This window comes from Bordetella sp. BOR01 (assembly GCF_019218885.1).
GTDB lineage: Bacteria > Pseudomonadota > Gammaproteobacteria > Burkholderiales > Burkholderiaceae_B > Bordetella_A.
The window spans coordinates 634,937-651,767 of the sequence record NZ_JAHUWT010000003.1; the positions used below are offsets into that span (position 1 = coordinate 634,937).

Annotated in this window: 18 protein-coding genes; 15 read left to right on the forward strand and 3 right to left on the reverse strand. The window is 63.6% G+C overall.

Annotated elements, in window-relative coordinates; translation table 11 throughout:
• Positions 1–11: 11 nt before the first annotated feature.
• Positions 12–1,115, reverse strand: a complete 1,104-nt coding sequence (locus KW845_RS17785; RefSeq protein ID WP_218370665.1) for a sensor histidine kinase — start codon at positions 1,113–1,115, stop codon at positions 12–14.
• A gap of 52 nt (positions 1,116–1,167) precedes the next feature.
• On the opposite strand from KW845_RS17785, the gene KW845_RS17790 reads away from it, so the two are divergent.
• The 10 genes from KW845_RS17790 to KW845_RS17835 all read left to right on the forward strand — a co-directional run bounded on the left by KW845_RS17790 (position 1,168) and on the right by KW845_RS17835 (position 9,943).
• On the forward strand, positions 1,168–1,497 hold the full coding sequence (locus KW845_RS17790; RefSeq protein ID WP_218370666.1) for a hypothetical protein: 330 nt from the start codon (positions 1,168–1,170) through the stop codon (positions 1,495–1,497).
• Positions 1,484–2,347 carry a MurR/RpiR family transcriptional regulator gene (locus tag KW845_RS17795; protein ID WP_218370667.1) on the forward strand — a complete coding sequence of 288 codons (864 nt, stop codon included), beginning with the start codon at positions 1,484–1,486 and terminating at the stop codon, positions 2,345–2,347. The genes KW845_RS17790 and KW845_RS17795 overlap by 14 nt, the downstream gene beginning before the upstream one ends.
• 305 nt (positions 2,348–2,652) lie before the next feature.
• Complete coding sequence (locus KW845_RS17800; protein ID WP_218370668.1) at positions 2,653–3,219, forward strand: carboxymuconolactone decarboxylase family protein; 567 nt, start codon at positions 2,653–2,655, stop codon at positions 3,217–3,219.
• Positions 3,220–3,242: 23 nt separating this feature from the next.
• On the forward strand, positions 3,243–4,223 hold the full coding sequence (locus tag KW845_RS17805) for a tripartite tricarboxylate transporter substrate binding protein (RefSeq protein WP_218370669.1): 981 nt from the start codon (positions 3,243–3,245) through the stop codon (positions 4,221–4,223).
• Positions 4,207–5,268: a ketopantoate reductase family protein gene (locus KW845_RS17810; protein WP_218370670.1), complete on the forward strand. Its 1,062-nt coding sequence runs from the start codon at positions 4,207–4,209 to the stop codon at positions 5,266–5,268. Before KW845_RS17805 ends, KW845_RS17810 begins: the two co-directional genes overlap by 17 nt.
• 14 nt (positions 5,269–5,282) lie before the next feature.
• On the forward strand, positions 5,283–6,257 hold the full coding sequence (locus tag KW845_RS17815; protein ID WP_218370671.1) for a tripartite tricarboxylate transporter substrate binding protein: 975 nt from the start codon (positions 5,283–5,285) through the stop codon (positions 6,255–6,257).
• On the forward strand, positions 6,254–7,039 hold the full coding sequence (locus tag KW845_RS17820; protein ID WP_255592731.1) for an SDR family NAD(P)-dependent oxidoreductase: 786 nt from the start codon (positions 6,254–6,256) through the stop codon (positions 7,037–7,039). Before KW845_RS17815 ends, KW845_RS17820 begins: the two co-directional genes overlap by 4 nt.
• Before the next feature lie 14 nt (positions 7,040–7,053).
• Positions 7,054–7,851, forward strand: a complete 798-nt coding sequence (locus tag KW845_RS17825; RefSeq protein WP_218370673.1) for an alpha/beta fold hydrolase — start codon at positions 7,054–7,056, stop codon at positions 7,849–7,851.
• 10 nt (positions 7,852–7,861) lie between these two features.
• On the forward strand, positions 7,862–9,058 hold the full coding sequence (locus KW845_RS17830) for a M20 family metallopeptidase (protein WP_218370674.1): 1,197 nt from the start codon (positions 7,862–7,864) through the stop codon (positions 9,056–9,058).
• Between the two features lie 51 nt (positions 9,059–9,109).
• The gene (locus KW845_RS17835; protein WP_218370675.1) at positions 9,110–9,943 is read left to right on the forward strand and encodes a polysaccharide deacetylase; all 834 of its coding nucleotides are present in this window, start codon (positions 9,110–9,112) and stop codon (positions 9,941–9,943) included.
• A gap of 147 nt (positions 9,944–10,090) precedes the next feature.
• Here KW845_RS17835 and KW845_RS17840 read toward each other — a convergent pair whose 3' ends face one another.
• Positions 10,091–10,891, reverse strand: a complete 801-nt coding sequence (locus tag KW845_RS17840) for an IclR family transcriptional regulator (RefSeq protein WP_218370676.1) — start codon at positions 10,889–10,891, stop codon at positions 10,091–10,093.
• 143 nt (positions 10,892–11,034) lie between these two features.
• Here KW845_RS17840 and KW845_RS17845 point away from each other — a divergent pair, with 143 nt between their 5' ends.
• Entirely contained in the window at positions 11,035–11,895 is an 861-nt protein-coding gene (locus tag KW845_RS17845; RefSeq protein WP_218370677.1) for a TauD/TfdA family dioxygenase, read from the forward strand.
• 72 nt (positions 11,896–11,967) lie between these two features.
• A complete protein-coding gene (locus tag KW845_RS17850) occupies positions 11,968–12,936 on the forward strand; it encodes a tripartite tricarboxylate transporter substrate binding protein (RefSeq protein ID WP_255592732.1) in 969 nt (322 codons plus the stop codon).
• 12 nt (positions 12,937–12,948) lie between these two features.
• On the opposite strand, the gene KW845_RS17855 is transcribed toward KW845_RS17850, so the two are convergent.
• On the reverse strand, positions 12,949–13,845 hold the full coding sequence (locus tag KW845_RS17855; protein WP_218370678.1) for a LysR family transcriptional regulator: 897 nt from the start codon (positions 13,843–13,845) through the stop codon (positions 12,949–12,951).
• Between the two features lie 113 nt (positions 13,846–13,958).
• Between KW845_RS17855 and KW845_RS17860 the strand changes: the two genes are divergently transcribed.
• The 3 genes from KW845_RS17860 to KW845_RS17870 are packed head-to-tail and all read left to right on the forward strand — an operon-like array spanning position 13,959 to position 16,811.
• Positions 13,959–14,957 (forward strand): tripartite tricarboxylate transporter substrate binding protein, encoded by a 999-nt coding sequence (locus KW845_RS17860; RefSeq protein WP_218370679.1) that lies wholly within the window; start codon positions 13,959–13,961, stop codon positions 14,955–14,957.
• 17 nt (positions 14,958–14,974) lie between these two features.
• The gene (locus KW845_RS17865; protein ID WP_255592733.1) at positions 14,975–16,366 is read left to right on the forward strand and encodes a lyase family protein; all 1,392 of its coding nucleotides are present in this window, start codon (positions 14,975–14,977) and stop codon (positions 16,364–16,366) included.
• Complete coding sequence (locus KW845_RS17870; RefSeq protein ID WP_218370681.1) at positions 16,359–16,811, forward strand: carboxymuconolactone decarboxylase family protein; 453 nt, start codon at positions 16,359–16,361, stop codon at positions 16,809–16,811. Before KW845_RS17865 ends, KW845_RS17870 begins: the two co-directional genes overlap by 8 nt.
• Positions 16,812–16,831: the final 20 nt, after the last annotated feature.

Below are 16,831 nucleotides of genomic sequence, written 5' to 3' on the forward strand. Positions count from 1 at the left end.
GACCGACACGATTACAGCTGAATAGGCTCGCCCTGCAATTTCACTTCCGCCACGATCCGATCATCACGTTGGTTCAACGAAAACTCGTACCGATCGGGATAACGCAGGGCCAGGCGCCGGCAAAGATTGGCCAGGCCGCCGCCCCCTTGCGCCAAGTCGTAGGGCGCATGCAGATGCCCGGGGTTGTCGACCTCTACCATCAACTCGTCGCCCCGCAGCCGGGTACGGATGTTGATCAGGAAGTGTTCGCTGCTGGACTGCATGCCGTGCTTGATGGCGTTTTCCACCAGCCCTTGCAGCGTCATGTGGGGAAGCCGCCTTTCCAGGGAAGCCGGATCGAGATGGCAGCGGTATTCGAGCTGCCGGTCAAAGCGTAGCGACTGTATGCGTATATAGGCTTCGGCCGCCTCGATTTCCTCATCGAGCCGGCACAGGCCCTGGCCGCGGCGGTTGAGCGAATAGCGCAGGTATGCCGCCAGCCGGCGGGTCATTTCTTCGGCGATGGCAGGACGTTCGCCGATCTCGGCCACGATGGTATTGAGCGCGTTGAACAGGAAATGCGGCTCGATCTGCAGCTGCAGGCTTTCCAGTTCCAGGCGCAGTGCATGCGTCTCGGCCTTCATCTTGGAAATGCGTTCGGTGCGCGCGGCCAGTTCGGCCGCCACGCCGAAGTAGATCAAAGTCCAGATGGACAGAATGCCCATGTAGTAGATGAACCCCAGCCGGTACTGGTTGCCGGGTATGACCCGCATGGCGCCGACGGGAAACAGGTGATGGATGGCGTAGCCGATCGAGGCCAGCAGCGCCGCTGCCGCCACGCACAGCAGCACCGCACAGGCCAGCGTGGTGACGGCCGAGCGGGTCTTGGACGCATTGCGTCCGTGCCATACCGCGGCGGCGCTGGTCAGCACGAACGCCAGCGGCTCGAGCGCCAGCGTCAGCCAGAACGCGGCCGACGCATTGCCGAATACGGCCAGCCTGATGAAGAAGCCGACCACGGCAAGGAAGATCCACCCCACCACCTGTGCGCGCCAGAAACCCGGTGAAGATTCGCCCTGGCTGAGCTCCTGGCTGGTAGTGGTGAATATGGTCGAAGTGTGGTCAGAGAGTGCCATCCCGTGCATATTATCCGCGTCAGAACGGCATCATGGGTGTCAATGAGCCGCGGTGGCTTTTACCCCGTACCTGATGGAAATGCTTCGGTTGGATTCTGCGGGCGCCCCATTTCGGGAACAAGATTTTTTCGACGAAACCGGCTTTTTTGGCGACGAAATTACCGGCCATCGACAATTCCGTCGACAAGCCAAAGACAACAATAATTCTCATTTAAATTCTAACCGGATATTTTCGAAGGCGTCCACCACCGGCCTTGGCAGCCATCGATCGCGCCACCACGAAATTCGACGACCTGCTGTCACGTGCTATGTTTCCATGCAATTGCCATTGCAGTTCGATCGCCGTTTCCCCTCTGCCACACTCCACTATGAATTTCCTTGACCGCATCGCCGCCCGAACCCAAGGCCTGACCCAGAGCGAACAGATGCTGGTGGATTACCTGGTGTCGCGCCAGCCGCATGGCATGCTGGACACGGCCACGGTCATTGCGCGCAAGGTCGGCATCAGCCCATCGACTGTCGTACGCCTCTTCTCCAAGATCGGATACGACTCGTTTGCCGAGGCACAGCGCGAAGCACGCAACGAGATAGCCTCCAAACTGACCTCACCCGCGCAGCGCGCCACGCTTCGAACGACCGGCGAACAGACCCTGCAGTCCGTGGTCGAAGACAGCCTCTTGCTGGATATCGACAACATCCAGGCGACGCGGGCCTCGATGGACATGGCGGAATTCGAGGCCATCGTTCATATCCTGAGCCGGCCCCGCAAAGGCAGGGTTTTTATCGCGGGCGCCAAGAATGCCTATGGGGTGGCGGCACATTTGCACACGCACCTGAATATGTGCATGAAAGACGTGCAGCTCCTGGACACTCAACCATCCACGCTGGCCGACAACCTGCTGTGGATAGATGAACACGACGTGCTGGTGGCGATCTCGATCCGGCGCTACGCCAGGACCGTCCATCACGCCGCACGGCATTTCCACTCCACAGGCGCACGCGTGCTTGCCATCACCGACAGCCCGCTATCGCCCATCGCCGGCGTGGCCGATCACCGGCTACTGATTCATACGGCCAGCAATTCGCCCTTCGATTCCTTCACGGCGCTTTTCAGCCTTTGCACCGCGCTGGTGTCCGCCATATCGTGGCGTCGGAAAAAAGCCGTAGATGCCTTGCTGGCGCGCGGCGACGACATCTGGCGCAAGATCGGCACCTTCGTCGAAGGCAACTAAGGGCCTAGCCTGGCCCTTCTGCAACGCCAGTTGCATTCCAAATAGCATTCTGCGAACAAAGCCACACGCATATAGGCGCTGCCATCGTGCGCATGCGCAGAGTGCGCACGCTGACAGGTGCCGATTTTGGTCGGATATTTCACCGGCCGCCAGCTATTGCAATCGATTTTTCAATACTTATATTTTATGAAATAATCATTGCATAAACATTAAGTGAATGATGAAATTCAGTCATTGCAGCGCGCAATCGACTGGCGTCTGGCACATCGATCCAGGCGGCTCAACCTCACTTAATGGAACCCGCCATGGCTCGCCTACCCTTGCCCGATACGAAACAGAACCCGGAATTTGCCGCCGTCCTGAAAGAACTGGAGCAAAGCCGTGGTGTCGTATCGAACGCACTGCGCTCCATGGGGCATGCGCCGGAAGCCCTGCGCCGCTTTGCGGCTGTCGGGGACTACGCCCGCTTCCACTCCACCTTGTCCGCCCGTACCCGGGAAATCGTGATTGTCATTACCGGTCGCGCGTCGACTTACGCCATCAACCACCATGGTCCCCTGGCGCTGCAGGCGGGCGTTACCCAGGCCGAACTGGATGCGCTGTGCCAGGGCACGGTGCCCCCCACATTCAACGATACCGACCAGGCCGTAACGCGGTACGTACTTGAATTCACGTCTGCCGAATCGGTCACTGACGGCACGTTCGCGGCCCTGCAGAAAGTGATGACACCGCAAGAACTGACAGACATCTCGTTCACTTCCGCTTACTACGTGGCCTTTGCCATGATGACGGCGGCCTTGGGAGCCCATTACGACTCCCAGGATTTCGTCGCCGCCGAGCTGGAATGGCAACAACAAAAAGACCAGGCCTGACAACGTCGATTCCAGGGGGAAATATGAAAAACACTCGTCTGGCTGCCCAGGTGTGCCTGGCCGCCTCTTTGCTGGTTTGCGGGGTGCCTGCCTTGGCCGCCGATTCCTACCCATCCAGGCCGATCAAGATCATCGTGGCCTACCCGGCAGGTGGCGCCAACGATATCGTGGCTCGAACAGCGGCCGAAGAAATCTCGAAAGACCTGGGCCAGACGGTCATCGTCGAGAACATCTCGGGGGCTGCCGGCACGCTGGGCGCAGCCCGGGCCGCCAAATCGGCACCGGATGGATATACGCTTTTCATGGCGGCTGGCGCGCACGCGCTGGCTCCCAGCGTGCGCAAGAATCTGTCCTACGACATCATCAAGGACTTCGACCCCGTCAGCATCGCCGCCATCGGCACATATGTGCTGGTGGTGAATCCGGCAGTCAAGGCAACCTCGGTACGCGAATTGATAGACCTGGCCAAGGCCAGGCCCGAGGAACTTACCTTCGCCTCGTCAGGCGTGGGGGCCCCCCTGCACCTGGCCGGCGTACTGTTCCAGGAAAAAACCCAGACCCAACTGCGCCACGTTCCATTTCGCGGCGACGCCGACGCCAATACTGCGGTTGCGGCAGGTCACGTCGACATGATATTTGGCTCGCTGGGACCCATGCTGCCCTTTATCCACAGCGGCAAAGTACGCGCCCTGGCCGTGACAAGCGCTGCCCGCAGCACGGTCGCCGATACCCTGCCGACCCTCATGGAAACAGGGGTGCCTGATTACAGCATCGGCACCTGGTGGGGGTTGCTGGCACCTGCGGGAACGGACCAGGCCATCGTCGACCGGCTGGCGAAATCGATGGCGAATGCGGCGGCCAACCCCGCAATCCAGGATCGTTTCAAGAGCATGGGCGCCGAGGCGGCATCGGATACACCGGCCGAGTTCCGCGACTTCATCGCCCAGGAAGTGCAGCAATACTCTGCCATCACCAAGGCTGCAAAAATTGAACCCATGGACTGAGCCCCTGCACATCGCCATTGTCGGCGCCGGGGCCGTAGGCTGCCTGGTGGGTGGCCGGCTGGCCGATGCGGGCCTGGACGTCACGCTCATCGACGCCTGGCCAGAACATGTAGAGGCCATCCAACGCCATGGCCTGGTCTTTGAAGAACCCAGCAACACGCGAACGGTGAACGTTCGCGCCCTGCACATCGGCCAGGTTCAATCGCTGTACAAACACCCGGCCGATATCGCCTTCATATGCGTCAAGCTGTACGACACAGAATGGGCCACGGCGCTGATCGCCCCGTACCTGTCGGCGACGGGTTATGTGGTCACCCTGCAGAACGGCTTGATAGAGGAAACCATTGCCGCTCGCGTGGGCTGGGCACGCACGGTCGGATGCATAGGCAGCGGCCTGCATGTCGCGCTTGCGGGTCCTGGCCATCTGCAGCGGGCACGCACGTCCGCCAGAAGCGCTTCGCCGTGCTTCTATGTGGGCGAGGTGCACGGCCGCATCACGCCGCGCGCACGTCACCTGGCCGACATGCTGCAGCATGTCGATACGTCAGTGCCCACGAACAATCTATGGGGGTTGCGCTGGGCCAAGCTGGTGGCAAATTGCATGACCTCGGCCTTGTGCGCGGTGGCCGACATGGATTTGAAGGCCCTGTTCCTGAACCCCGAAAGCCGTCGGGCGATGACCCAGCTGGCGTCCCAGGCCATCGTCCTGGGCGACACCCTGGGCTATGACGTGGAAAACGTCTTCGGCCTGCCGGCCGAGGCATGGGTAGCGGCGGCTCGCGGTGAAACCGCCGATTTGCTGCGTGTCCACGAGGTGTTCCAGAAACAATACGAATCGCTGACTCACTCGGCAATATCCGGCACGGCCCAGGACATCCAGAAAGGCCGTCATACAGAAGTCGCCTATATGAATGGCTACATCGCGGCCCGGGCCCAGGAAGCGGGAGTGTCCGTGCCGCACCATGCAGAACTCGCGAATCTCATCGAATGCATTGAGTCGGGCGCCGCCCATCCTGACAGGGCGAATCTGCAACGCTTGGCCTGAACAAGGGGAAATTCATGAATACAAGAAAACTGCTCAGCACTGCCGCGCTTGCCGTCGCGGCATTGGCAGCGCCGCTGGCGTCCATGGCCCAGGACTGGCCGTCCGCGCCGATCCGGCTGATGGTCCCGTTCGCCGCCGGAGGCGGCTCGGACATCATTGCCCGCCTGATCGCGCCGAAACTGTATACCGCCCTGGGCCAGCAAGTCGTAGTCGAAAACAAGCCGGGCGGCTCCAGCATCATCGGCACGCAGATCGTCGCGAAAGCGCCCGCGGATGGATATACCTTGCTGCTGGTGGACTCGAGCATCATGCTCAACCCCAGCCTGTTCAAGAACCTGCCCTACGACGCGCTCAAGGACTTCATTCCCGTCATTCACGTGGCCTCCGGCCCGGTGATCCTGGCGGCCAATCCCGCCTTGCCCGCCAATACCGTCGGCGAACTGATCGCCGAGGCGAAAGCCAGGCCGGGCGCACTCTTCTATGGATCTGGCGGTATAGGCGCCCCCACCCACCTGTCCGGAGAGCTCTTCAACCAGACGGCCGGCACCCAGATCACCCACGTGCCCTACAAAGGAACCGGGGAAGCCATCAGCGCGGCAATAGGCAATCAGGTCAGCCTGATATTTACCGGCATCAGCACCGCCGGCCCCGCCATCCAGGCCGGCAAACTCAAGGGGTTGGCCGTCACGGGAGACCAGCGTGCCGCTGCGCTTCCAGACGTTCCGACTTTCGCCCAAGCAGGCTTGCCGAAAGTCGACAATCGCACACATTGGGTACTGCTGGTGCCGGCCGGCACACCGCCGGCTGTGGTGCAGCGGCTCAATGCCGAGTTCAACAAGATCGCCGCCGACCCCGAAGTCAAAGAGCGCGTACTCAGCCTGGGCTACACCATGGAAGGCGGCACACCCGAGACCATCGCCGCCTTGACGAAATCGGAGATCGAGAAATGGGGCAGAGTGATCAAAGCCGCCGGGATCAAAGCCCAATGAGCGGCCGACTGGCCGGCCGCGCAGCCTTGATCACCGGTGGTGGCGGAGGCATCGGCGGGGCCTCGGCAGAGCTGTTCGCCCGCGAGGGCGCGTGCGTCATGCTGGCCGACCTTGACCTGGAACGCATGACGGCCATCACCGAGCGAATACTCGCGCAAAAAGGCAACGCCGCCTACGTCGTGACGGATATCACCGACGAGGCCAGCGTCAAGGCGGCTGTCGAGGCCACCGTCGAACGCTTCGGCAAGCTGGACGTGCTGTTCAATTGCGCGGGCGGATCATCCCCGCAAGACAAGCCGGTCACCGACGTCGCGATGGAAATATGGGAACGCACCATCGACGTGGACCTGAAAGGCACCTTCCTGGCTTGCCGCCATGCGCTGCCGCACATGGTGGCAAGCGCCGGGGGCTCGATCGTCAACATGTCTTCCGGCGCGGCCTTGCGCGGCGCGAGTTCCGCGCACGCCTATACCAGTGCCAAGGGCGCAATCATCTCGCTGACCCGCGCGCTGGCCGGCACCTATGCCAAACACAACATCCGGGCCAATGCGATTTGCTCGGGGCGCGTCAATACCGAACGGGTGCGCAACAGCTATGGCATTCCTGGCCAGGCCGGCCGGTTCCATGATCCGATGAACGTGGACGAGCAGGTCAAGGCCTACCCGTTCTGGTTCGGCGAACCCATCGATATGGCAAATATCGCCCTGTTCCTGGCCTCTGACGAATCCCGCATGATCACCGGTGCCGCCATCCCCGCCGAGGGTGGCCGCTCCGCTTACTGAGTGAGGTAATCCCGATGAATACTTTTGCCGCCCGCGATGGCGCGCAGGTCGCCTACTACGACGATTGCTTTGCCCCGCCGTGGGAAACGCCCCAGCCTGTCCTGCTGCTGCATCCCGCCATGGGAAACTCGCAGCGCTGGTTTCACTGGATGCCCACGCTGACGGCCAAGTACCGGGTCATTCGCCTTGATCTGCGCGGGCACGGCGCCTCGCAGATACCCCGGGACACGGATGACTTCTCGCTGCAGCACCTGGTTGGCGACGTGCTGGAATTACTGGATCGGCTGGCCATCGAGAACCTGCACGTCGTGGGAAATTCCGCGGGCGGCTATGTATCCCAGCAACTGGCCATCCAGCACCCAGAGCGGGTACGTACGCTCTCGCTGTATGGATCGACCCCTGGCTTGAAGAACAGCCATGCCCCCACCTGGCTGCCGAAAATCAAGGAAATCGGGCTGCGGCAATTCCTGTCGGACACGATTTCCGAGCGCTTTGACAACAATGCCGATCCGAACCACGTGCAATGGTTCATCGACCAGGCGGGCTCGAACGACCCCGCGTTCATCGCGCGCTTCGTGTCCCATATGTGTACCCATGATTTCATGAACGAACTGGACGCCATCCAGTGTCCGACCATGATCGTGGCCGCCGGGAAAGAAGCCATCGGGCATGCCAGTGCCTACGAAGAGATGAAAAAAAGAATACCGCACTCGGAACTGATCTATTACGACACCGCCGCGCACAATATCTGCGATGGCTATGCCGAGCGCACGCTGCAAGACCTGCTTGCGTTCCTGGCACGGCACACTTGAGCCGCTTACCATGGATCAATCACTTAGAGGTGCGCTGCTGGGTTGGCTGGATGACCACAGATCCGACATGCTTCGCCTGCTGGAAGCGGCGGTCAACATCGATAGTGGCAGCCACGATAAAGCAGGCGTCGACCGGGTTCATGAACTGTTTCGAGAGCACCTGGAAAGTGCCGGCATCGCCACGCAGGTCCATGACATGGACAAGCACGGCAATTGCCTGTCTGCCCATATCCCCGGCCCCCGGGCGGCTGCCGGAAAATACGTATTGCTGCTCGGGCACATGGATACCGTGTTCCCCGCCGGCACCGCACGCGAACGCCCCTTTTGCACTGATGCCAACAACGCCTACGGGCCGGGTGTCGCCGATATGAAATCGGGGCTGGTGATGAACACATTCATTGCGCGGGCATTTTCCGAAATCGGCGGCGACCACGCGCCCATCCGCGTGCTGTACACCGGCGATGAGGAAATCGCCTCGCCGTCGTCTCGAAACCTGACCCTTGAATTCGCGCGCCAGGCGCTGGTCGCATTCAATGCCGAGCCGGGGCGGCCGTCCGGCAATGTCGTCACCGGCCGGAAAGGCGCACTATTCCTCGACTTTGAAGTAGACGGCGTGGCGGCTCATGCGGGTGTCAACCACGCGCAAGGAGCCAGCGCAATCGAAGCCATGGCCCGCAAGATCGTGGCCTTGCATTCTCTGACGGGTTCCGAAGACGGCCTCACGACCAACGTGGGAACCATGCGCGGCGGCATGTCCGTCAACACCGTCGCGGATCTCGCCGTGGCGCAGCTGGATGTGCGCTTTACCGAACGCCACGACCGCGAACGCCTGCGCGAACGCATCTACCAGATCATCGAAGATGAGTCCGTCAGCTGCACCTGCGGCCGCGTCACCCGGGAAGGCAGCTTTCTGCCTTTTGCCGCCACAGAAGCCGGCAAACGGCTGCTCAAGAAATACCAGGACCAGAGCCTTACGCTGGGCTACTCGGTGCATGGCGAGTATGCCGGCGGTTCGGCCGACAGTGGCCTCACCTCTTCGGTGGGCGTGCCGACACTGTGCGCGGTGGGGCCCGTGGGGGCCGGTTATCACACCGTTGACGAAGTGTGCCGCATCGATACGCTGGCGCCCCGCGCGCAAGCGGTCGCCATGACGATTCTGGAAGGCTGCGACGTGGGCCAAGGCCCCGCGCCTATCAATCCACCTTAAGAAACCATCGTCATATCCAGCAAGATAGATCCAGGACTTTCGAGGCTCTCCATGAAAAAATTGATCGCCTGCATGACCTTTGATTTCGATGCAATGTCTGGCCTGGTGGCACGCGGCATGACGACGCCGACGCCGGTTTCCCGAGGCGAATTCGGAGCGGTCGCGGTCCCGCGGATCCTGGCGTTGCTCAAGCGATTCGATATTTCCGGCACCTTCTTTGTTCCAGGCGTCGTCATCAAGACCTATCCGTCGCTGTGCGAACAGATCATCAAGGCCGGGCACGAGATTGCGCATCATGGTTGGGCGCATATTCCTCCGGCCAACCTGAGCCGTGACGAGGAAGAAGAAGGCCTGCTGCGCGGCAGCGATACGATCAAGGCGCTGACGGGAAAAAACCCGGTGGGATATCGATCCCCGTCCTGGGACCTTAGCGACAACACGCTGGAACTGCTGCTGAAGCACGGATTCCTGTATGAAAGCAGCATGATGGGCGATGACCATACGCCTTATCGTGCACGCAACGGCGATGTCGTGCAGGTCGATTCGCCAATGGTATTCGGCAAGCCCACCCCGCTGATCGAAATGCCCGTCAGCTGGTCGCTGGACGATTTCCCGCATTTTGAATTCCTGCGCCACGGGCAGTCGCTGATGCCTGGCCTGCAGAACGCCAGCGGCGTCCTGGAAAACTGGCTCAACGATTTTGAATACATGCGCAGAAACTGCGACTGGGGCATTTTGACCTATACCTGCCACCCTTACGTCATTGGCCGGGGGCATCGGATGCTGATGCTTGAACAGTTGCTTGAAGGCCTGGTTGCCAAGGGTGCAACCTTCATGACCATGGAAGACGCGGCAAGGGAATACGACGGACGCGCGCCGTTCTGAAAATCGGCAAAGGGGCGGCCTCGGCCAGCCTCGGCACGTCGGGCAACACGGGCGTGCGCCGCCCTTGTAGGCCACGTGCATGCCCTGGTTGCCCCTCAGAACCAGCCTGGCTTCATTGCCAGCCAGGCCGACGGCCGCATCGGCACGCTAGACCGCTGCGGGACGCGTGGCGCCGGTATCGGCCATGATGCCGCGCACGCATGCCAGCAGGCGCGGCGCTACTTCGCCGGCGAGCGTCTCGGGCGGCAGCTTGAAGGCGGGACCGCCGCAATTCAAGGAATAGATTTCGCCATCGGGCATGACCAGCGGCGCGGCAATGGCGTTCACATCGGGGTGCCATTCGCCATGCGATGCCACATAGCCTGTCTGGCGATATTGCGCCAGGGCCTGATGGAGTTGCGGGGCAATGGCCGCCCAGCGGCCCGCCAGGCTGGTGCGCAGGGTATCGATCAATCGGTCGCGATCTTCTTCGGGCAACGCGGCCAGGTAAGCCCGCCCGGAAGCCGAGGTCGCCAGCCCCAGCCGGTCTCCGACGCCGATGCGCATGACCAGGGCAGCCGACAACGGGCGCACGCTTTCCAGCAACACCATTTCCAGCCGGTCGCGGGTGCCCAGGTGCACGGTGACGCCAGCCGCCTCGGCGAACGTGCGCATGTGCACGCGCGCCTCGGCACGCATATCCAGCTTGTCCAGATATGAGTTGCTAAGCGCCATGATGCCGGGGCCCAGGGCATAGCGCTCGGAGCCGGGCATGCGCCGGATCAGCCCGGACGCCAGCAACGTGCTTACCAGGCGTGACGCCGTGGGCTTGGGAATACCCGTGCCTTCCGAGATCTCTTTGAGTGTGGCAGGGCCATCGCTGGCGCCCACGTAGCGCAGCACCGCCAGGCCCCGCGCCAAGGCGCTGACCTCGCCCTCGGCGGAGTCCCCAAGGGGGGATTCATACATAGAACGAACTCCATCACGTCGCGGCCATTCCCGGAATTGTGAAATGCACGACCAAGGAAGTAATTCTATCCGGGCTTGAAAAGGCTTGTTTATTGCCTTACATTAAATATAATAAAACTAAATTCCATTATATAGAGACGCGCATGCCCTTGACCCTGACCCCGATCCAGCCCGGCTTTGCCGCCCGGGCCAGCGGCCTGGACTTGTCCCGGCCGCTGGCCCGCGCCGACGTCCGCGCGATAGAAGCCGCCATGGACGAGCACGCCGTACTGGTCTTCCGAGGCCAGGCACTGGCGCCTGACGCCCAACTTGAATTTGCCCAGAACTTCGGAAATCTGGATCTTGGTTTCAAAAAAGCATCAAAAGCCCCTAATCGCCTGGCACATGAAGAATTGCTGGACATCTCTAACGTGGACGAGGCCGGCCAGGTCGCCGATCGCAACCACCGCAAGATCGTGGGCAACCTGGCAAACCAGCTCTGGCACAGCGACAGCTCATTCCAATCTCCCCCGGCCCGTTATTCGATGCTGCATGCCGTCGTGCTGCCCGACGAAGGGGGCGAAACCGAATTCGCCGACATGCGCGCCGCCTACGACGCCTTGCCGCCAGCGCACAAGCAGCGGCTCGAGGGCCTGCATGCCGAGCATTACGCGCTGCACTCGCGTTTCCTGCTGGGCGACACCGACTATTCCGAAGCCCAGCGGCAGGCGATTCCCCCGGCGGCGTGGCCGCTGGTGCGCCGCCATCCCGGCAACGGCCGCCACCTGCTGTTCATCGGCGCCCATGCCAGCCACGTGCTGGAGCTGACTGTCGCCGAAGGGCGGCTGCTGCTGATGGATCTGCTGGAACACGCCACCCAGCCGCGTTTCGTCTACCGGCATACCTGGCAGCCCGCCGACCTGGTCATGTGGGACAACCGCAGCACCCTGCATCGCGGCCGGCCGTTCGACCTCTCGGCCAGGCGCGAACTGCGCCGCACCACGACTTTGGACGCCGTCGCTTGACCACGGCAAGCGCCGCAAGCGCTAAAACAACCACGACACCATCCGTACCAAGCGGAGAAGAAGGAGACAACCATGAAGCAAGCATTCATTGCCGCCGCGTTCTGTCTGGCCGCGGCCACCGCCTCGCCATGCATCCAGGCGGCGCCGGCCTATCCCCACGGCCCGGTGCACCTGGTCGTGCCGTTTCCCGCGGGCGGCCCCACCGACACGCTGGCGCGGATGCTCGCCGAGGGATTGCAGGCACGCTGGAACCAACCCGTCATTGTCGAGAACAAGCCCGGCGCGGGCACATTGATAGGCACCGACCATGTCGCCAAGGCACGGCCCGATGGCCAGACCATGGGCATCGTGATCAGCGCCTACACCATCAATCCCTCGGTGCGCCGGTCCATGCCCTATGACACGCTGGCCGACCTGCAGGGCATTACGCAACTGGCCGACTCGAAGCTGGTGCTGGTCACGCGCGCCGACGCGCCGTTCAATACGGTGCCCGAGCTCATTGCGCAGGCGCGCCAGCGCCCCGGACAACTGACTTACGCCTCGCCAGGGGCGGGCACATCCACCCACCTGGCCGGGGAAATGTTCAAGCACGCCGCCGGCATCGATATCGTGCACGTTCCATACAAGGGTAGTGGCCCGGCGCAAACCGACTTGATAGGCGGACAAGTCGACATCATGTTCGACGTGCTGCAATCCGCCCAGCCGATGGTGCAAAGCGGCAGGCTGAAGATCATTGCGCTGGCCTCGCCTGAACGCGACCCGGCCTTCCCCGGCTACCCCACCGTGAACGAAACGCTCAAGGGATTCGAGGTGGGCAGCATGTTCGGGCTGATAGCCCCCGCAAAGACGCCGCCAGCCACCGTCGCGGCGATACGCGACGCCGCGGCCGCGGTCGTGCATTCGACCAAGGTCGCCCATACCATGGCCGGCCTGGGCATGACGCCCATCGCATCCACGCCCGACGAATTCAACCGTTTCCTGCGTGCAGAGATCGACAAATGGCGGCAGGTGGCGCAGCAGGCCGATATTCACATCGATTGACCCGCCGGGCCATCACGGCGCCTGCACCGCCGCTTGCGCGCACTGCAGCAGCGTGCGCACCCAGCGCCCCCGCTGCGACTGGTTGCGCCACAACATGCCCAATTCGCGCGGCGGCGGCGCCAACCCGTTGCCGTCGCCCGCTACCGGCGGCACGGCCAGCTTGCACAGGCTCTGGCCCGCCAAGCCCTGGCCGATGTCGGGCACCAGTCCGACACCCAGGCCCCGTTCCACCAGCAAGGCAATCGCCATGATGGAATTGAGCTCCAGGCGCTCGTGCGGGCGTATGCCCTGGGCTTGCAGATAGCGCTGCGCCAGGCTGCCCCCCGCAAGCTGGCGGTCATAGCGCACCAGGGGCGCATTGCGCAGCAGTTCAAGCGGATCGCGCCCGGCATCGCGCGCATGCGCCAGCACCACCAGGGGTTCCTGGCGCAACGGTGTCCAGCACACGGTCTTGGGCAGGTCGAATGACATCTTCAGGCACAGGGCCGCGTCGAGTTCGGATTGCACCAGCGCGCTGTATAGCGCCGGCGTGATGCCGATGCGCAGGCCGACGCGCACGTGGGGATGCCGCTCGGTGAAAGCCTGCAGGATGTCGGGCAGAAAACCATGCAGCGCCGTATTGACCGTGCCCAGGCGCAGTTCGCCTTCGTCTTCGTCGGTGGCCACCCAGTCGCGCAGCGCTTCCGCGTCTTGTACCAGCATGCTGCCCCGTTCCACCAGGCGCTGCCCGGCAGCGGTGGGCCGCACGCTGCGCCCCTGGCGCACCAGCAGCGAGACATCCAGTTCCCGCTCCAGCGCGCGCATCTGCTGGGCCACTGCGGCTGGGCTCAGGTCCAATTGGCGCGCGGCTTCCGACATCGAGCCCACGGCAACGACCTTCAGGAAGTTATTCAGGTAGCGGATGTCCATTGCCTGTATTTTCTTTCATTTGATGAAAGCAACACATACTGTATTGCCCCGGCGGCGGTGGACGAAAATGCCATGTTTGGCCCTGCCAGCCTTGATAACCCGAAGGAGACCCGATGAACCGCCCCGCCCCGTCCTTACTATCGCGCCGCCATGCGCTGGCCGCCGCGCTCGGACTGGCCGCCATGTCGCTGGCGCCCGCCTGGGCGCAAGGAAGCAGCCCCGTCATGCGCATCATCGTGCCGTTCGCCCCGGGTGGGGGCAACGACGTGCTGGCCCGCCAGTTGGCGCACGGCCTGACCGAGATGTTCAAGCAGGACGTGATCGTGCAAAACAAGCCGGGGGCCGGTGGCAACCTCGGCACCGAACAGGTGGTGCGTGCCTCGGCCCAAAGCAACACTTTCTTGCTTGGTCACACAGGCACGGTGTCCATCAACCCGGCGCTCTACAAGAACCTGAAGTTTAATGCCTCTACCGACCTGCAGCCGGTGGCCATGTTCGCGTCATCGGCCCTGCTGCTGGTCGTGCCGGCCGACTCGCCCATACAGAACGTTGCGCAACTGGCCGAAGCCCTGCGCAAGACCGATTCCGATATGGATTACGCGTCCAGCGGGGCGGGCACGGGCGGCCACCTGACCGGCGAGCTGTTCCTGCAGACCCTGGGCGCGCAGGCCGTGCATGTACCCTACAAGGGCACGGCGCCCGCGCTGGCGGACGTGGCCGGCGGGCAGGTGGACTTCAGCTTCAGCGTCATTCCGGCCGCCATGGCCCTGGTCAAGTCCGGCAAGCTGCGCGCCCTGGCCGTTACCAGCGCCAAGCGCATGCACCTGCTGCCCGACGTGCCCACCATGATCGAATCGGGCGTGCCCGCGCTGGCCGATTTCGAAAGCACGCTCACCTACGGCATCCTGGCCCCCAAGGCCATGCCCCACGACGCCGTCCGGCAGCTCGAGGCCCGGATCCTGAAAGCCGCCGCCACGCCCGACTTCCAGGCCAAGCTGGTAGTGGAAGGCGCCGAGCCCATGCTGGGTGGCAGCACCGAATACGCCCGGCGCATCCAGGAAGAAAGCCGCAAATGGGGCCAGGTGGTAACGGTGTCCGGCGCGGCGGTATGAACGCAGGCAGGCCCGCGATGATGACATCCCTGATAGAACTATCCCTGAATCCGGCCGGCGACACCGAGCTCTTCTCGGACAGTCAATGGCTGCAAGCGCTGTTGCGCTTCGAGGCCGGGCTGGCAAGCGCCCAGGCTGCCGCGGGCCTGATACCGGCCGCGGCAGCCACGGCCATTGCCCAGGCCTGCGCACGCGCCAAGCTGGATCGCACCCGGTTCATCGAGCAGGCCCGGCGCACCGGTGCTTTCGGCATCGGGCTGGTCGATCCGATCAAGGCGGTGCTGGCCGAGCATGCCCCCGATGCGCTGCCCTACCTGCATTGGGGCACCACGACCCAGGATGCGGTCGATACCGCGCATGCCCTGCTGACCCAGGCCGCCCTGGCTGCCGTGCTGCAAGAGCTGGACGGGCTGGATGCCGCGCTGCGCACCCTGGCCCGCACTCACGCCGCCACCCCCATGATGGCGCGCAGCCTGCTGCAGCCCGCCCAGGTCACCAGCTTCGGATTGAAGTGCGCCCAGTCCGCCGCCGCCGTGCGGCGCAGCGCCGGCCAGTTGCGCACGCTTGCGCCGCACGCCTTGTGCGTGCAATTGGGCGGCGCGGTGGGCAATCGCGCCGCCATGGCAGACCAGGCCGCCCAGGTGGAAGACACGCTGGCCGCCGAATTGGGGCTGTGGGCGTGCGGCCACAGCTGGCATACGCAGCGCGATGCGTGGATGCGGCTGGCGATGGAAGCCGCCGTCTGTGCCGGCAGCCTCGCCAAGCTGGCGCGCGACTGGTCGCTGATGAGCCAGTTCGAGGTAGGCGAGCTGGCCGAGGCGCCGCGCGGCAGAACGTCCAGCGCCATGCCGCACAAGCGCAACCCCGTGCACTGCATGCAGGCTGTCGCGCAAACCCAGCCGGTGCCGGGCCTGGCGTCGACCTTGCTTGCCTGCATGACGCAGGCGCACGAACGGGCCCTGGGCGAATGGCAGGCCGAATTGTCCGCGTGGGCGCCCCTATGGCGCCACGTGCACGCGGCGGCAGCCGCCTTGCGGCTGGCCGCCGAAGGCCTGCAAGTCGACACGGCGCGCATGCAGGCGCACATTGACGCCCTGCATCAGGTCATTTTCTCGGAAGCCTGCGCAGACGCGCTTGCCTCGCTGGCCGGCCGCGACGCGGCGCAGCAGGCCATCGAACGCCTGGCCCCCCAGGCGCTGGCGCAGCGCCAGCCGCTATCGATACTATTGCAGCGCTGGATCGAAGAAACCCGTGGCCCCGAACAGGCACGGCTGGCCGCGCAAGTCTTGGCGCAAGCCACCGATCCGCAGCGGGCCGTGCAGGCGTCGGCCGCCTGCTGCGCGGCGCTGCTGCGCACGCTGGATACCCCGCCGCAACCCCCTTCAACCCTGGAGCCCCACCATGTCTGATTCCCTTCCTGCCGACGCCCTGAAGCGCGGCCTGGCAAACCGGCGCAACGTCCTGGGCGATGCATGGGTGGAACGCTCGGTCGGCAACGCCAACACGCTGAACGTGGAATTCCAGCGCATGATCACCTGCTATGCGTGGGACAGCATCTGGAGCCGTCCCGGGCTGGACCCCCGCACGCGCCGCATCCTGGTGCTGGCCATCACCGCCGCAATGGGCCGGTGGGAAGAATTCGAGCTGCACATCCGCAGTGGCCTGCAAGCGCCGGCCGACGATCCCGCCGCCGCCGCGCTGGATCTGGACACCATCCGCGAAGTGTTGCTGCAGACAGCCGTGTACGCCGGCGTCCCCGCCGGCAACACCGGCATGGCCATTGTGCTGAAAGTCCTGGCGGCGCTGGACCGCAGCCCGCCGAAAGCAGACTTCTGGGCCGGCGACCCGGCCTGAGCCTTGGTGCCGCCCCCTGC

Bases quoted from the DNA above. Each gene is read 5' to 3' on its own strand.
- KW845_RS17785 (WP_218370665.1), bottom strand. From the start codon at position 1,115: ATGGCACTCTCTGACCACACTTCGACCATATTCACCACTACCAGCCAG.
- KW845_RS17795 (WP_218370667.1), top strand. From the start codon at position 1,484: ATGAATTTCCTTGACCGCATCGCCGCCCGAACCCAAGGCCTGACCCAG.
- KW845_RS17800 (WP_218370668.1), top strand. From the start codon at position 2,653: ATGGCTCGCCTACCCTTGCCCGATACGAAACAGAACCCGGAATTTGCC.
- KW845_RS17805 (WP_218370669.1), top strand. From the start codon at position 3,243: ATGAAAAACACTCGTCTGGCTGCCCAGGTGTGCCTGGCCGCCTCTTTG.
- KW845_RS17815 (WP_218370671.1), top strand. From the start codon at position 5,283: ATGAATACAAGAAAACTGCTCAGCACTGCCGCGCTTGCCGTCGCGGCA.
- KW845_RS17820 (WP_255592731.1), top strand. From the start codon at position 6,254: ATGAGCGGCCGACTGGCCGGCCGCGCAGCCTTGATCACCGGTGGTGGC.
- KW845_RS17825 (WP_218370673.1), top strand. From the start codon at position 7,054: ATGAATACTTTTGCCGCCCGCGATGGCGCGCAGGTCGCCTACTACGAC.
- KW845_RS17830 (WP_218370674.1), top strand. From the start codon at position 7,862: ATGGATCAATCACTTAGAGGTGCGCTGCTGGGTTGGCTGGATGACCAC.
- KW845_RS17835 (WP_218370675.1), top strand. From the start codon at position 9,110: ATGAAAAAATTGATCGCCTGCATGACCTTTGATTTCGATGCAATGTCT.
- KW845_RS17840 (WP_218370676.1), bottom strand. From the start codon at position 10,891: ATGTATGAATCCCCCCTTGGGGACTCCGCCGAGGGCGAGGTCAGCGCC.
- KW845_RS17845 (WP_218370677.1), top strand. From the start codon at position 11,035: ATGCCCTTGACCCTGACCCCGATCCAGCCCGGCTTTGCCGCCCGGGCC.
- KW845_RS17850 (WP_255592732.1), top strand. From the start codon at position 11,968: ATGAAGCAAGCATTCATTGCCGCCGCGTTCTGTCTGGCCGCGGCCACC.
- KW845_RS17855 (WP_218370678.1), bottom strand. From the start codon at position 13,845: ATGGACATCCGCTACCTGAATAACTTCCTGAAGGTCGTTGCCGTGGGC.
- KW845_RS17860 (WP_218370679.1), top strand. From the start codon at position 13,959: ATGAACCGCCCCGCCCCGTCCTTACTATCGCGCCGCCATGCGCTGGCC.
- KW845_RS17865 (WP_255592733.1), top strand. From the start codon at position 14,975: ATGATGACATCCCTGATAGAACTATCCCTGAATCCGGCCGGCGACACC.
- KW845_RS17870 (WP_218370681.1), top strand. From the start codon at position 16,359: ATGTCTGATTCCCTTCCTGCCGACGCCCTGAAGCGCGGCCTGGCAAAC.